General features: G+C 44.1%; 15 protein-coding genes. 13 read left to right on the top strand and 2 right to left on the bottom strand.

The genetic code is table 11. From position 1 onward, the window contains the following. The first annotated feature begins 314 nt into the window (after positions 1-314). The 5 genes from RIB93_RS08800 (at position 315) to RIB93_RS08780 (ending at position 5,954) form a co-directional block, all read left to right on the top strand. A complete protein-coding gene (locus tag RIB93_RS08800) occupies positions 315-707 on the top strand; it encodes a DUF1636 domain-containing protein (protein WP_446372299.1) in 393 nt (130 codons plus the stop codon). Between the two features lie 12 nt (positions 708-719). After that, on the top strand, positions 720-1,754 hold the full coding sequence (cobW, locus tag RIB93_RS08795; RefSeq protein WP_446372297.1) for a cobalamin biosynthesis protein CobW: 1,035 nt from the start codon (positions 720-722) through the stop codon (positions 1,752-1,754). Positions 1,755-1,778: 24 nt separating this feature from the next. After that, on the top strand, positions 1,779-3,614 hold the full coding sequence (locus tag RIB93_RS08790; protein ID WP_446372295.1) for an N-acetylmuramoyl-L-alanine amidase: 1,836 nt from the start codon (positions 1,779-1,781) through the stop codon (positions 3,612-3,614). A 243-nt stretch (positions 3,615-3,857) separates the two neighbouring features. Then, the gene (locus tag RIB93_RS08785; RefSeq protein ID WP_446372293.1) at positions 3,858-4,325 is read left to right on the top strand and encodes a DNA phosphorothioation-associated protein 4; all 468 of its coding nucleotides are present in this window, start codon (positions 3,858-3,860) and stop codon (positions 4,323-4,325) included. 489 nt (positions 4,326-4,814) lie between these two features. Further along, a complete protein-coding gene (locus RIB93_RS08780; protein ID WP_446372291.1) occupies positions 4,815-5,954 on the top strand; it encodes a WD40 domain-containing protein in 1,140 nt (379 codons plus the stop codon). Between the two features lie 30 nt (positions 5,955-5,984). On the opposite strand, the gene RIB93_RS08775 is transcribed toward RIB93_RS08780, so the two are convergent. After that, complete coding sequence (locus RIB93_RS08775) at positions 5,985-6,152, bottom strand: hypothetical protein (protein WP_446372289.1); 168 nt, start codon at positions 6,150-6,152, stop codon at positions 5,985-5,987. 335 nt (positions 6,153-6,487) lie between these two features. On the opposite strand from RIB93_RS08775, the gene RIB93_RS08770 reads away from it, so the two are divergent. From RIB93_RS08770 to RIB93_RS08745, 6 genes are all read left to right on the top strand, one after another. After that, a complete protein-coding gene (locus RIB93_RS08770) occupies positions 6,488-6,757 on the top strand; it encodes a hypothetical protein (RefSeq protein ID WP_446372287.1) in 270 nt (89 codons plus the stop codon). Positions 6,758-6,935: 178 nt separating this feature from the next. Next, positions 6,936-8,891: a DEAD/DEAH box helicase family protein gene (locus RIB93_RS08765; RefSeq protein ID WP_446372285.1), complete on the top strand. Its 1,956-nt coding sequence runs from the start codon at positions 6,936-6,938 to the stop codon at positions 8,889-8,891. 2 nt (positions 8,892-8,893) lie between these two features. Beyond that, positions 8,894-9,091 carry a hypothetical protein gene (locus RIB93_RS08760; RefSeq protein ID WP_446372283.1) on the top strand — a complete coding sequence of 66 codons (198 nt, stop codon included), beginning with the start codon at positions 8,894-8,896 and terminating at the stop codon, positions 9,089-9,091. After that, a complete protein-coding gene (locus RIB93_RS08755) occupies positions 9,088-10,098 on the top strand; it encodes a hypothetical protein (protein WP_446372281.1) in 1,011 nt (336 codons plus the stop codon). The genes RIB93_RS08760 and RIB93_RS08755 overlap by 4 nt, the downstream gene beginning before the upstream one ends. Continuing rightward, positions 10,064-11,086, top strand: coding sequence for a hypothetical protein (locus tag RIB93_RS08750; protein ID WP_446372279.1), 1,023 nt, complete (start codon positions 10,064-10,066; stop codon positions 11,084-11,086). Before RIB93_RS08755 ends, RIB93_RS08750 begins: the two co-directional genes overlap by 35 nt. Before the next feature lie 6 nt (positions 11,087-11,092). Beyond that, positions 11,093-11,554: a hypothetical protein gene (locus tag RIB93_RS08745; protein ID WP_446372277.1), complete on the top strand. Its 462-nt coding sequence runs from the start codon at positions 11,093-11,095 to the stop codon at positions 11,552-11,554. Between the two features lie 15 nt (positions 11,555-11,569). On the opposite strand, the gene RIB93_RS08740 is transcribed toward RIB93_RS08745, so the two are convergent. Then, complete coding sequence (locus tag RIB93_RS08740; RefSeq protein ID WP_446372275.1) at positions 11,570-12,085, bottom strand: MerR family transcriptional regulator; 516 nt, start codon at positions 12,083-12,085, stop codon at positions 11,570-11,572. A 176-nt stretch (positions 12,086-12,261) separates the two neighbouring features. On the opposite strand from RIB93_RS08740, the gene RIB93_RS08735 reads away from it, so the two are divergent. Together RIB93_RS08735 and RIB93_RS08730 are read left to right on the top strand one after the other, a co-directional pair. Further along, positions 12,262-15,420, top strand: a complete 3,159-nt coding sequence (locus tag RIB93_RS08735) for an HsdM family class I SAM-dependent methyltransferase (RefSeq protein ID WP_446372273.1) — start codon at positions 12,262-12,264, stop codon at positions 15,418-15,420. Next, positions 15,413-15,550, top strand: a complete 138-nt coding sequence (locus tag RIB93_RS08730) for a hypothetical protein (RefSeq protein WP_446372271.1) — start codon at positions 15,413-15,415, stop codon at positions 15,548-15,550. The genes RIB93_RS08735 and RIB93_RS08730 overlap by 8 nt, the downstream gene beginning before the upstream one ends. The last annotated feature ends 142 nt before the right edge of the window (positions 15,551-15,692 follow it).

Below are 15,692 nucleotides of genomic sequence, written 5' to 3'. Positions count from 1 at the left end.
TAGAGAAATTGCGGTATCAGTCTAGGTAAAGATTACTAATCCATACAGGTACAGGTTCACTGACTATTCAAACTAGCCAAACCCCTGATCAAGACGTTTGATTATTGAATTCTGCTGAATTCTGCCTAGCGTTACTAGCCATTCTCTCTAATTTGAGAATGCTGCTATTGAGTTGAAATAGCAGATAGTGAACTGTCTTTAGAAACGGCTGGCAAGCAACAAGCGATCGCGTAAAGCCACAACCATCTAAAATCCCTAGAGCTGATACGGTTTTAGCGCTTCATGACCCCAGAACAATTCTGTAATTAAACACAATGACTCATCAACATACCCTATTTGTTTGTACAACCTGCGCCAGCACTTGGCAAGATGGCAAGCGTGTTGGTCAAAGTGGTGGAGAAAAACTGCTAGAACCCTTGCAGGAACTCCACGAAAACTGGTCACTCCGGGATAAATTTCCGATTCAACCGGTTGAATGTATGAGTGCTTGTAGTCGCCCTTGTGCGGTTTCCTTAGCCGGGTTGGGTAAACACACGTACCTATTTGGGGATTTACCTATAGATGTAGAGACATTACCCAAAACAGCAGCGGCTATCCTAGACTGTGCCAGTTTGTACCATAGTCAACCCGATGGTTTATTGCCTTGGTCAAAACGACCTGAACCCTTAAAAAAAGGCATCTTAGCACGAATTCCACCCCTATCTTGAGGTTAAATAATCATGCATAAAATTCCCGTAACGGTGATTACTGGCTTTCTCGGTTCTGGCAAAACCACATTAATGCGCCATTTACTGCAAAATAACCAAGGACGTAAAATAGCGGTTCTGGTGAATGAGTTTGGTGAAGTGGGTATTGATGGCGAGTTATTGCGTTCCTGCCAAATTTGTGATGAAGAGGACAATCCCAACGATAATATTGTAGAACTGACCAATGGCTGCCTGTGCTGCACGGTTCAGGAAGAATTCTTCCCGACAATGCAGCAACTTTTGCAACGACGCGATCGCATCGATTGTATGCTAATTGAAACCTCTGGATTAGCGTTACCAAAACCCCTAGTTCAAGCCTTCCGTTGGACTCCCATTCGCAACGGTGCTACGGTTGATGGAGTAATCACGGTGGTCGATTGTCAAGCGTTAGCCGCCGGAACCTTAGTCGGTGACATCAATGCTGTAGAAGCCCAACGCCAAGCTGACCCCAATTTAGACCATGAAACCCCAATTGAGGAACTCTTTGAAGATCAATTAGCTTGTGCGGATTTAGTCTTACTCACCAAGGTAGATTTAGTCGATGAGGCGACGCTGACTCGGATCAAAGACTGGTTACAGGATCAATTACCCACGGGAGTTAAGGTTATCCCTTGTGATCAGGGACAAATTCAGCCTGAACTCTTACTCGGGTTCAACGCCGCCGTCGAGGATAATTTAGACAATCGTCCCAGTCATCATGATACCGAGGACGACCACGACCATGACGACGAGATTAATTCCATCCAATTTATATCCGATCAAGCCTTTGAACCCAAAACCCTAATCGCCAAACTGCAACAACTCGTGCAACAGCAGGAGATTTACCGGATCAAAGGCTTTGTGTCTGTACCCAATAAACCCATGCGTCTAGTCTTGCAGGGAGTCGGCAATCGCTTCGATTCATTCTATGATCGACTGTGGCACAACGGCGAATCTCGCCAAACTCGGTTAGTGTTAATTGGACGTAAACTAGACCAGGCTGACATTGAGCAAGCAATTGGCAGTTAGACGATTAATCGTGAGGGTAGGGGAATGAGGAAAATTCAGTGGCTACTGCTACTTATTAGCTTCTGGAGTACGTTTCTGGTTTCATTACCCGCAGAAGCGGCTAGACTTCTGCTGTGGCGATTTGATACGAGTCAAAATCAACTGGAATTTACCACAGATGGTAGCGTTCAACCCACCGCCCAACTGATTCCCAATCCCCTGCGCCTGGTTATCGATTTACCCGGTACGACATTGGGACGCCCCAGCGTCAGCCAGCCTGTAGGGGGAGGAATTCGCGAAATTCGGGTGGGACAGTTTGACCGCCAGACGACGCGGATTGTGGTAGAAATTGCACCGGGCTATACTATAGACCCGCAACAGATTCAATTTCGTGGGGCGTCGCCGAGACAGTGGTTTGTGCAACTTCCTGAACCGCAGCGGATCACCACACCCGCACCTCGTCCCCTACCGCCCACAACTCCTCCTCCCCAACCCACACCTCGTCCCACACCACCAGAATCCTCTGGTGAGACAACAGAGTCAAGGGTGCAACGTGATCCGATTCAGGTGACACGGGATGGGTTTTTCATTCGCACCAATGATGGGGAAGCCAAAGAGATTCAGGTGCAACGGAGTCGCGATCGCGGGACAATTGAGTTTGAGGTGGACGGAATTACCCTACCCCCAGACTTACTGAATCAAACGGTGTCGGTGAATCGCTATGGGGTCAACCAAATTCAATTATCTCAACAGTCGGGTTCATCCCCAACCCGCATCACGTTAAACGTGAATCGCGAGAGTCCCGACTGGCAGATGAATTATAGCTCCGTTGGTGGTTTGGTATTATTACCCAGGGGAGTTTCAGCGTCCCAGCTTGATGGCTTATCGCCGCGATCCGATAGAGAACCCACAACGGCTACCTCTCTCGCCACCATTGAATCGGTGGACATCGCCCAAAATGGCACTCAATTATTAATCCGGGCGAATGGACGGATTCGGGCGAGTGGGAATTGGAATCCCAGCGCCAACCAGTTCCAAATTACCATCCCTGATGCCCAACTTTCGCCGGGAGTTCAAGGACCTCAGTTAGGCGTAAATAGTCCATTATCCCAGGTGAGACTACGCCAGCCTGATTCGCGTACCGTGGTGATTGTCGTTCAACCGGATCGAAATACCCAGATTGGCGAACTCAATCAACCCAGCGATCAACTCTTAGCCCTATCCCTGCGACAGAGGAGAGTCGTTTCACCGCCAACGGGTGCGCTTCCCGTACCGCCACCGGAACGATTACCGCCAGAGATTTCACCACCTCCGACTGTATTTCCTGGGGTTCGTAATAGTCGCGTTGTGGTGATGCTTGATCCGGGACATGGGGGTAAAGATCCTGGCGCTGTGGGGATTGGTGGCTTGCAGGAGAAAAACGTGATTTTGCCAATTTCTCTCCAGGTTGCAGCACTTTTAGAACAACAGGGTGTACAAACGATATTAACGCGATCGGATGACCGATTTATTAGCCTCAGAGGGCGAGTTCAACTGGCGGAACAAACGAATGTTGACCTATTTGTCAGTATCCACGCCAATGCGATTAGCATGAGTCGTCCCGATGTGAATGGCGTGGAAACCTATTACTATGCCAATGGGCGAGGGCTAGCTGAAGCGATTCAAAATAGTCTATTACAGAGTACCGGAATGCGGAATCGCGGCGTGAAACGAGGCAGATTTTTTGTCATTCGACGCACCTCTATGCCTTCTGCGTTAGTGGAAGTAGGGTTTGTCACCGGGGCTGAGGATGCGCCGAGACTTGCCACACCAGAATTTCGCAGCCAAATCGCCCAGGCGATCGCACGGGGTATTTTACTCTACATTCAGCAAACTCGGTAGGGTGTCGGGTGAGAAGCAGGGGAAGCAGAGGGAGCAGAGGGAGCAGGGGAAGCAGGGGGAGCAGGGGAAGCGGGGGAAGCCATGTAGAGACGTGCCATGGCACGTCTGTGTGTAGGGGCGGGTTTAGGGACTAATATTGATTGTTATCCTTAGCTTGGCTGCAAAACCCGCCCCGACCAAATGACGAATGACGAATGACAAATGACAAATGACAAATGACGAAAATAGGAGGATGTCACGGGAATGGGCGTCAATCGCATCCGAATTGCCAAGGATCAAGCCGATTTAGTCAAAGCGTTAACCGCATCAGCCGAGACAACCGGACCCTTTCAAACGTATGCTGACGTTATCGCATTTGCAGCGGCGTTGGGTGTCAAGCGCAGGAAGCGATCGCCTCTGGGAACAATTGCTAAGAAAGAACCCGCACCGATTGGCTTAGAGATATTTGTGTCGAGGGGATATGACGCGCTGATTAAGCTTTTGGCGCTTATCGAAACCAAAGATGCTAAAATTCTCTCCTCCTTTGATGCCAAAGCCGAGGAGGAACGGATTCATATTTTTGAAGAGTATGCTAATGGCGGCTTACAGATATTACGAGACGAGTTGCGGGGGGCGGTGGATTATTCGGAGCGATTATTATTAGTTTTGAATGCACAACGGTTTAAACAAGAGGTTCCTGACGACGATTTTGATTTGAGCCGATTTCTATAGGTACTGGAGTTTAGACTACGATGGTGATAAGAGGGCACGGCAATGTTCCCTACCCTAGATTAGGGATAATTGAATTCGGTAGGGACAAGATACTAAGCTGTTCGGCATTTAAACCTTAATATCAATAATGGCGCAATCCTTGTAGTGCGTTAAGCGAAGCCATGCCGCAGGCTTTGCATCTTGCTCGCTACTAATACCCAATTTAAATGCATGACAGCTTATCGTGCCTTGATCAGTTGATAGTAATAACCCGCACCTACTAATCAAATAAAATTTAGCGGAGTACCGCCAAAACCGTAGTTCTAAACTGCTCAACATTTTCCGCTTTATTATAAAATACGACTAAATTAACACTTTTAGCATAAATTACTATCCAGCGTTGCTTGATGAATAAGAATAGAACAATGAAAATTATACCGATTAAATAAACACCAATTGTAGCTAGTCCTAGCCATAATAGCCACCAAAGGCGACCTTCAACAATTTCGATTGAGCCAATATCATCAAGACGGGTATGAATTTCTTTATTCTCTAATTCTCAAAGGACATCAAGCAACAGTTACCGCGATCGCGATTAGTTCCGATGGACAAACGTTGGCAAGTGGAAGTGAAGATAAAACCGTTAGTCTATGGAACTTGAAAACCGGAAAACATAATTTTACCGTCTTTGGACAAGCTAGAGAAGTTTTTGCTGTGGCGATTAGCCCCCAGGGAAAAATGTTGGTTGCTGGTGGATTTGACAATAAAATCAGCAGTTGGCAGGTAGATAGAAAAGCCCTGCTAAGTCCCTTCTTTTATCCAAATTCTACTTACAGTCATTTAGGTTTTATTTCCTGCCTTACGTTTAGCCCGGATCAAAAGATTCTGGCTAGTGCAAGTGGTGATAAAACGATCCGATTGTGGGGTAGATACACTGGAGAGCTTAAACGCACTCTCAATGGTCATTCAGACACAGTTTGGTCGGTGGCTATTAGTCCAGATGGTCAAATGCTGGTTAGTGGTAGTGCGGATAAAACGATTCGGGTTTGGTCTTTAAGCAGTTATAAACAACCTCAGATTATTACCGGACATTCTAACTGGGTGACATCGGTGGCTATAAGTCCCGACGGCAAGATTATGGCAAGTGGTAGCGCCGATGGTACGGTTAAATTATGGAACATCAATACAGGAGAATTACGCAAAACTCTGGATAAACAATTAAAGGGAATCGTTTCCGTTTCCATCAGTCCGAATGGACAACTCTTGGCGAGTGCTGACCCGAATGCTGTCCATCTTTGGAATTTACACACAGGTCAATTACTTGGCACACTTGCTGGATGTAGTCCTGTGGTTTTCAGTCCGAATGGACAAATCTTAGTCAGTGGTGGTAAAGCAGGGACGATTAAGATTTGGCGTAACCAGTTTGGTGTTAAAACTACCCCCTTTGAGTCGGGATTATCGGGTGAATGGTGGGAAATTTTAGGCGTGGAAATAGACGCCAATATCAACAGAGTTAAGTTCGCATACCGTCAATTAGCTCGGCAATATCACCCGGATATCAATTCCTCGGCTACGGCTATAGCCAAAATGCAAGCAATTAATCAGGCGTATGAAGCCTTTTTGCAGAAATTCAGTCAGGGTTTAAATTAATGGAGTGTGGCATATCTTATTTTTTAGGAATTAGGATTCCGTCCAGAAATCGTAGGGGCGCATGGCGTGCGCCCATAAAATCGGCAAATCTAATCCATCATTGTAGCTGTGTAAATCCAGTAAATGAATTGAACCGTGATCAATTATAGAAGTAGACACATCGATTAGGACTTTCCACACTCTTTGGAGACGTTCCACCGCACTCTTTGGAGACGTTCCACCGGAACGTCTCTACGAATCCGATGTGTCCTAACTGTCTTGGCAGTTGCTATAATTAGTCTTGAAGAAGAGTAGATTCTGGAAACACTTTCATGACAGCATCCATTTATAGCTTGCCCATTGAATCAACGTTGGGGATTGCTCGGCATTACTTTATTTCATCAGATGGAACCTTCAATAATTCTATTGGCTGGGGTGCAAACGGTATTTAATACAATGGAAACGGTGCAAAATTAACTCCTGAGCAAGAGAAACGAGTTAAGGAATATCCGGAGAAGTTCGGTGGCTACAATATTCACAGTAATAATTGTGAAATGTTTGCCTGGTATATCATGAATGGAAGGCGTTATTCCGGTCAAACTCAAGTCAATTCCCATAAAAAAATCGGAGCCAGTGTTATTTCTCTAGTCCAACCTGTCTTAACGGTTCGTGGGATGAAGTACGTTCAACTAGAACAAGCGATTGTCAAAAAAATAAATGAAGACTTAGAATCAGCTCGTAAATCAAAATTAGAGGCAGAACAAGCCATGCGAGATGAGTTCTGGAAAAAGCGCGATGTCGAAAACATAAAAAGGTCTACATAGGTACTTTTTTGAGGGTGTGATTGCTCAAATACTTATGAAATAATACTGTCTAATTATGTAGAGTCTATCTGTACTTAATCTTCCCTGTTCCCTTTGTCTATACCCGTGGGTTTCACATCTCAAAGGGAATTGCTATATATAAAGATATGAATAATGTCTAGATTCAGAGGCTCTAATATTGGGGTTAAGCGATTTATCGATTCAGGACGAATACCGTAGCGATCGCGTTGATATTATTCGCGATTTCTATCTCCCCTGTCTGGAACAGGCTACCGTTTACAAACGAGCCGTTGGCTTTTTCTCCAGTACCTCAATGGCGGCGGCGGCGAGAGGAATCACGGCGCTGATTCGTTCCGGTGGAAAGATGCAGTTGGTGGCTTCTCCTTATTTGTCGCCAGAGGATGCTGAGGCGATCGCGACAGGATTGAAGCAACGTCAGGATGTGATTACTGATACGCTTTTGCGTGAGTTAGACCAAGAGTTTGAGCAAGTTGTGCGCGATCGATTAGCCTGTTTAGCTTGGTTATTGGGACAAGGGATATTAGAAATTAAGTTAGCGGTAGCCAGTAATCTTGATCAACCGGGAATTTATCATGAAAAGTTAGGTATTTTTGTCGATAACCAGGATAATATTGTCGCCTTTACCGGTTCAGCGAATGAGAGTTCATCGGCGTTAATTGATAACTTTGAATGTATTGATGTCTTCTGTTCCTGGCATTTGGGTGTCAAAGAACGGGTATTAAGAAAAGCCGAAAACTTTCAGCGGTTGTGGGATAACCAGACGCCCAAGGTAGAGGTGATTGAGTTTCCCGAAGCCGCCGCGCGATCGCTCTTACGATTACGCCCAGAATATCCCCCGCCACTGGAAGAACTTCCGGAACAATCCAGGATTGTCTCTGAACTTCGAGGAACCTACCAAATGGATGATTTAGATCCGTGGCGACACCAAACTCAGGCAATGACAGCCTTTTTACAGAAACGTTGTGGCATTCTGGAGATGGCAACAGGTACAGGCAAAACCCGCACATCTTTGAATATTATCAGGGAATTAGTCGCCCAGCAAGCCATTAACTCAGTCATAATTACAGCCATCGGAACAGATTTGCTCGATCAGTGGTCAAATCAGTTGTACGCTGTTGCCAGTCAATTAAATCCTCGGTTTCGTGTACTGAAGCATTATGCCACTTATTATGACAAAGATGAGTATGAGTTAGACCCAGAAAACAGCCTATTAATCCTATCACGAAATGCCCTGCGTAACGTCTTGCGATCGCTAACTCGCCCGACGCGAAGCCGTTTATTACTGATTCACGACGAGGTACATGGATTGGGAAGTCCGGCAAATATTGAAGAATTAGACGGGTTATCTGAGCATATTTCCTATCGATTGGGATTAAGTGCAACGCCAGAGCGAGAGTATGATCAAGAAGGAACGGCTTTTATTGAAAGGAATGTCGGTTCAATTATTTATCGTTTCAGTCTTGAAGATGCAATTCGTCGCGGAATTCTCTGTGAGTTTGATTACTATCCCATTGAATATCATCTCTCGGATCAAGATCGACAACGTATCCGCAATGTCTACAGCCAGAAAGCCGCCCGAAACGCTGAAGGGAATCCCATGTCAGATGAGCAGTTTTGGACAGCATTAGCGCGAGTCTATAAAACCTCTCGTGCCAAACTTCCCTATTTTGAGATGTTTCTCTCAGAGCGTTCAGATATTCTGGATCGCTGCATTATCTTTGTGGAAAATCGTGACTATGGTGAAGAGGTGATTAATATTGTCCATCGTTATCGCTATGACTTCCATACCTATTATGCCGAAGATGACCGACAACATTTGATTGATTTTGTCAACAACCGGATTACTTGTTTAATCACCTGTCATCGCATTTCTCAAGGTATTGATATACCCTCTCTCCGTTCCGTAATTTTGTTCTCATCAGCACGGGCAAAATTGGAGACGATTCAGAGGATGGGGCGCTGTTTGCGGAAAGATCCAGCCAATCCTGATAAGCGGGCGATCGTTGTTGATTTTGTGCGCGTCCAAGATGAAAACGCTGAGGAACTTAATAGTGATCAGCTTCGTAAAGACTGGTTAATGAGTTTGTCTAAAATTCGTTGTGAGGAAACTTAACGATGGCGATAGATGTCAAAGTAGATGAAGCTGTTTTTGCCGCAGTATTCCATCATAATCAACCCGATAAAGTGGCTAAACGAATAATGAAGTTGTTAGAAGAGTTATCCGATGGCAGATCGAAAACTGATGATATTGGGTCTTTCATAGAAACCATATTAGATGCCATTGAAACTGATACTTCTGAGGAATTAGAATGAGTCTACAACTTACTCTCTTAGGTTGGTCTGCTTCGGGTTTACGATGTCCTGATCATCAAGTGCATCTGTGTCCAGAGAATAGCACGACGCCTTATCCAGTGACATTAGTACAGATGCCTAACGGGACTGGAAAAACGACTACACTGAATATGTTACGGGCTACACTGTCAGGGGCTGCACGAGAGTGGAATAGCCAAAAGATTCGCGAATTTCAGCGTAGTAGTGACTCCACTCAATCGGGTCAATTTGTCGTCAGATTAGGGATGGATGACAACTTACTTACATTTGAGTTAAATCTTGACTTCATTCAAGGAAAAGTTGCCTATCGCACCAGTTCTAGTCATAGTTATGGTATTCGAGATGGCTTTTTACCGCCCCGAGACATTAAAAAGTTTCTCAATCCAGAGTTTGTCAATTTGTTTGTCTTTGATGGGGAACTTGCCAACACGTTACTTGATCCGAAACAGACTCGCGCCCGGGATGCCATAGATTCTCTATTTCAGTTATCCTTGTTGGAAAAAGCCGCCAATTACTTTCAGGATAATTGGGAACGTCATGCTCAGAATTCTAGCTCGAAATCGACTCAAGGATTAACTCGGCGTCGAAATAACTTAAATCGGCTGAAAACTAAGCGAGATAAAATTAAAAGAGAACGAGACGCTTTACAGATACAACAGTCTCAACTGAAATTAGGTATACAGGATGCGGAGAGAGACTATGACCAAGCCTTGGGCAAAGATCAGAATATAGGTACTCGTTTAAAAACGATAAAAGTTCAGCTTGATCAGGCGGAAAAAGTTGTCGAGAGGGAAGTAGAAAAGACAACGGAGAAAATGCGAGATCCGCAAAGGATTATCCCGGGCTTAGCCGCCTCTTTAATTAACCTGAAAGCTAATTTAGACCGTCTCAAATTACCCACCTCCACATCCAAAGAGTTTTTTGAAGAACTGGCTGAGGCGCAAGAATGTGTTTGTGGACGCCAGATGGTGTGGACGCCAGATGGATGATGTGACTCGTCAAGCCGTTCGCGATCGCGCTATGCAATATCTGGGAGAGGATGAAGTTGGGGTACTCAATCGGATTAAATCGGATATCGCGGATTATTGTGGTGGAAATCCAGAACAGTACCACCAAGACTTTCAGGAACAGGTGCAAGGGTTACAAAAAGTAATTAGAACGCGAGATGAATTTAAAACAGAATTGCGTTCTTTGGAAGAGGAACGTCTCAAACAAGGAGACTCTGAATTAGAAGCCAAAAAGCAGCATCTGGATCAGCTACGAGAACAATTGGATCAGTGTAACCAACGCCTAGAAGAAATTGAGCGATCGCCTCACAGTAAACCGAGTGAAGATACGGACTGTTTAAAGGAGTTGGAGTTCCTGATTACCAAAGCTGAAGACGATGTAGCGGAAGTCACCCATACCTTAACTTTGAAGCGCAAAACCGAAATAGTCCGCCGCATTCTGAATCAAGCGCATCAGCACGCCAGGGAGGAACTACGGAAAATTATAATTGAAGAAACCAATCAGCGAATTACCCAGTTATTATCCAGAGATCCAGTACGGTTAGAAGATATCCCAGATTCACTGAAATTACAAGGTCGAGCGGGTGCAAGCGTGGGTCAAACTCTATCCGTTAGCTATGCGTTTCTCGCCACTTTATTTAACCGTAGTAACCACCAATTACCCTTTATTGTCGATAGTCCAGCGGGGGCGCTGGATTTAAATGTGCGTCCAGAAGTAGCGCGTCTGGTTCCTCAATTGGGTAACCAGTTTGTCGCCTTTACTATCTCCAGTGAACGGCAAAGCTTTGTTGATAGTTTACATCAAGCTGCACAGGAAAACGTACAGTATTTAACCTTGTTTCGGAAAACGTCTCGGATGGATGCACTTTGGCAGAATGTTGATTCAAATCAACTCACAGAAACTGTTGATGGGGTAATGGTAACAGGAAAAGAATTTTTTGAACGTTTTGATCTGGATGAGGAACTATAGGGAAAGATGGATTTTCAACTGCGTAAGGATGCTCGGAGATGGTTTAAGGATATTTCTCACCATTACCCGACTCTCTTTGATTTATACTATTTTTGTTTGATGGCAGGTTTTGCCGCTGGACGCCCGAATACAGAAATTAAGGCGGATCATGTAGATGATTTAATTGGCTACTTTCCGAGAGAATTCCAATCTCGTGGGCGTCTTTTGGTTGGAGTGTTAATTCAGGTGCATTTATCCCGTTTAGGAATAGATTTAGATGAGCGGGATGATGTTTACCGTCAAGTCGCCAAACTGGTTGATCCTAACTCTCCCTCGTATCTGTCAAATGAAGGGGTTCGGCTGATGAATCAATACGCCCATGGTGGGTTTGATGTCCTCTGTGAATATTTTAGCGATCGCCCCCGCTCAATTGAAACGTTTCTGAGGAAATATTCTCGTTGTATTAGCGATTTAAACAATAGGAATTAAATCATTGTCTGATTCTTAAGCGACATGGGTACAGTTGACTTTAGCCCTTTCCTTAAAACTGGCAAAATCTACGATGGGTGATGTTGCTGCGGCTTTCCATATCTCATTCACAATTTCCGACAAAGTAGGGATAACTAATAAAATGTATTGACCCACATCTTTACCATTATTTCCCGCTACTTTAATCGCCGATGGCATTTTTTCCGGAAAGTCTTGCCAATCCTGCTGCACCCAGAAAACCTGATCATCAATGACAATTAGCTTTTTGTCCCTCAAACTATCGTCGAATCCACTTTCATCCAAGAAATTGATAATCTTTCTCACAGTCTGAAGCGAGATTTCCTTTCTCAGATGTTTGATTGCCCGAATCTCTAAAACCTGTTCCCAAGTATAAATGACAGTAGGTTTTCGAGACTTACCGATTCTGGTGGGGATTACCAGCCCAGACCTTTCCAGGTATTGCAGGCGATTAGAGGTCGTACCTGTCAATTCTAGCGTTTCGCGTCTTGTGAACCCTTGGATAACACTCATTCCATCCACATCACCCTAAATGTATGACTTTAACTTAAAATTAAAATACGTTTAATTTTCATTTGCTGCTATTGTAAGTCTATTAAGGAGGATAATGTAGCTGAGTAGCAGATCACAAGCCTTTGGGCGGCAAACATTGCTTCAAAGGTTAAACCGTTCGCAGCGTAACCTGTAGTATGTCGCAGTCTGGACTCCTAGAACTGGCTCACGAAAAGCTTTACTGGACTCATCCCAGCCAAATTTGGCAACCCACGGGAGCTGGAGCCAGCGTCTATGCACGGCTGGCTCAGGAAAAACTGGGTAGGACAATCAGGAATCTTCCAGATGGGGCGAATGTACAAGTAGGAGTATTGGCGGCAAATCCTCATGGAGACGACACGGAAGCCCCCATTGCCATTGTCTGTAATTTCCCCGAACCCATATCAGAATCGACGCTTCGGGAAACCTACAAACTGGCATGGAGTTTCTCTCGCTCTCCATCTTTAATTACTACAGAACCTGACCGTTTACGAGTTTGGACCTGTTACGAAGAACCCCCAACTGAGTCTGAACTCTTGACTCCAGTTGATGAAATTTCTAGGAGAGAGTTGGAAGCCTCTCTCTCACAACAAGCGGCTGACACTCTACGTCTCCATTGGGCTGAGTTGGTTTCGGGTCAGTTTTTCCAAGACCATCAAAAGCGATTTCAACGCAGCAAATCCGCTGACCAGATGCTACTGAACAATCTCAAAAGTGTTCGTCAGCAACTCAAAAAACTGCGACTTGATTACAATACGATTCATGATTTACTAGGTCGGATTATTTTTATTCAGTTCCTTTTTGACCGGAAAGATTCCCAAGGACATCCGGCTCTGACTCCAGAATTTCTAGATTATTTGCATGAAATTGGGGAGTTGTCATCTCGATATAGTGGTTTACCTGAACTATTAGGCAACCATAGAGACACTTACAGGTTTTTCCGCTGGCTTAACGATAGATTTAATGGAGATTTATTTCCGGGGAAAGGAGCCACAGAAGCAGAACGGGAAGCAGAATGGCGCACAGAGGAACAAAAGGTTACTCAGCGACACCTTAATCTTCTCGCGGAGTTTGTTAGTGGTGAGCTAGAAATGGAAACTGGACAGAGGTGTCTCTGGAAGCAGTATTCCTTTGATGCCATACCCCTAGAGTTTATCAGCAGTATCTATGAAGAATTTATTCGAGAAAATACGACTGATAAAGGGGTTCATTACACGCCAGGACACATCGTTGATTTTATTCTGGATGGTGTTCTGCCTTGGGATAGTGAAGTTTGGGATATCAAGATTCTTGATCCGGCTTGTGGCTCAGGGATTTTTCTGGTCAAAGCATTTCAGCGACTCATTCACCGATGGAAGAAAGCGAATGGGGGTGCGGAAATAACATCGAACATCTTGAAATTTCTACTTGAGCGTAATTTATTTGGTATTGATATTAATCCTCAAGCTGTAAGAGTTGCCTCGTTCAGTCTCTACTTAACGATGTGTGACGAGATTGATCCTCGACGTTATTGGCAAGAGGTACGCTTTCCCCGATTGAGAGATAGACAATTAATCTGTGCAGATTTCTTCCGAGAAGATAGAGAAGGGTTTCGCACACAATTAGATTCGGATCAGTATGATTTAGTTATAGGTAATGCTCCTTGGGGAAAGAATAGTATGACCCCACTGGCAAAGTCTTGGGCAGGAGATCAGTGGAAAATTACTTACGGTAATATTGGGCCACTTTTCTTACCGAAAGCTGTAGCCTTGACCAAACCAGGTGGGCAGATTAGCATGATGCAGCCTGCTGGAGTACTAATTTTTAATCAAATTAGTACAGCCAAAGAGTTTCGTCAGAAGCTTTTCTCAGAATTAAAACTAGAAGAGATAGTTAATCTATCTGCCTTGCGTTTTGGATTATTCAAAAAAGCTGTTTCACTATCTTGCATTGTCACAATGAGTAAGAGCGTCCCTAATAGTGATCCTTTTTACTATATCTGTCCTAAGCCAGTTCGTAGTAACGAAGATGACTATCGCCTGTTCATAGAACCACAAGACATTAATATAATTTATCAAAAGGAAGCAATTATAGATCCTTTGGTTTGGACAGCATTAATGTGGGGGGGGAGACGAGATCTAACTTTAGTTCGGAGATTAAGTCGGGAACAGAATCTGGAAAGGCTTGAAAGTGAAGGTATTGTCAAAAAGCGCCAAGGAGTTATTCGAGGTGACAGAAAAAATTCTCAGAAAACTATTGTCGGGAAACGGATATTAAAATCAACCAAATTTCCTGATGACACATTGCTATTTCTTGAGGTTAAAAAACTAGATAAAAATTATGATCCAACTACGGATTCACGAGCTTCAACAGATTTTGGTGCTTTTGAAATGCCACAAATGATTCTTAAACAAGGTTGGCAGACGAGTAATAAACGATTTCAAGCGGCTATTATAGCTGATAATGATAATCAAGGAATTATTTGTTCAAAAAGTTATATAAGTGTACATATTGATCAACAATATCGTTCTATTTTAGAGTCTGCTTGCCTTAGTTACAACAGCAAGTTAGCTGTCTACTATTTATTTCTATCAAGTGGTCGGTTTGCTTCTTGCCGACCTGAACCGAATGTAGAAGATTTACTGCGAGTACCAATTCCAGAACCTCGAACCGGATTGTTGCAAAATGTTGAAAACCTTGAAGATATCGATCGACTGGTTTGTGATGCATTCTCTTTCAAAGATAGTGAGTGGGTATTAATTGAAGATCTGTTTAATTACACGCTACCCGACTTTAAAGGAGATAATTATTCACCGGGGCGTCAAACAACCCGCCGTGACGATAATCAAGACTCTCAAAACAAGTCAGAGTCAGTTTTGACGGAGTATTGCGAGTATTTTTTGCGAGTCTTACAAGCCGGATTTGGTCAAGATAAAAATGTCTATGCTACTATTTTTCAGGAGCATAACACAGCTCACTTACCTATTCGTTTAGTTGCCATTCATCTTAAAGGAGTGGGTGGTGAAGGGGTACAGATAGAACCTATCAACTCTCCTACTCTTCTGGAACAACTGAAGAGGTTGGATAAGTTATTCTTGGATACAGCAAATCAAGACGACGGTGGAATCTTCTATCAACGTATTGCCCGGATATATGATTCCGTTCAATTGAATGGTAAAACCGTTCCCACCATTTATTTAATCAAACCTGATAAAATTCGCTACTGGACTCGCTCTATGGCATTACGAGATGCTGATGAAGTCGCCGCCGATATTATGATGTGGCGTTCAGAATTAGACAAAAAATTGGAAGTCATGGAGGAATCATCCCATGGCTAAGAGAGGTCTAACGATTCCAGAGTTGAGGTGGCGAGATACTCCTGATTTTGTTGCAGTTGCTAATAGTTGGGGTGAAGATGCTATGACGAATCTGGTAGGACTTATCTGGCAAGAATACGATTTACTTTAAACTGAAGTTCCCCTTTGACAAATCGCTACACCGTATGCATATCTTGGCTTAGGACGATTTGACTTTTGGCTTCACTGGGTACATATCAGGCTTACGCCCAATAAATCTAAAGCCTTTCTTTGTACCGGAGTCGGTTCTGTTA

The organism is Coleofasciculus sp. D1-CHI-01 (assembly GCF_040218875.1).
Taxonomy (GTDB): Bacteria; Cyanobacteriota; Cyanobacteriia; order Cyanobacteriales; family Coleofasciculaceae; genus Coleofasciculus.
This window is presented reverse-complemented; position numbering and strand designations above follow the sequence as displayed.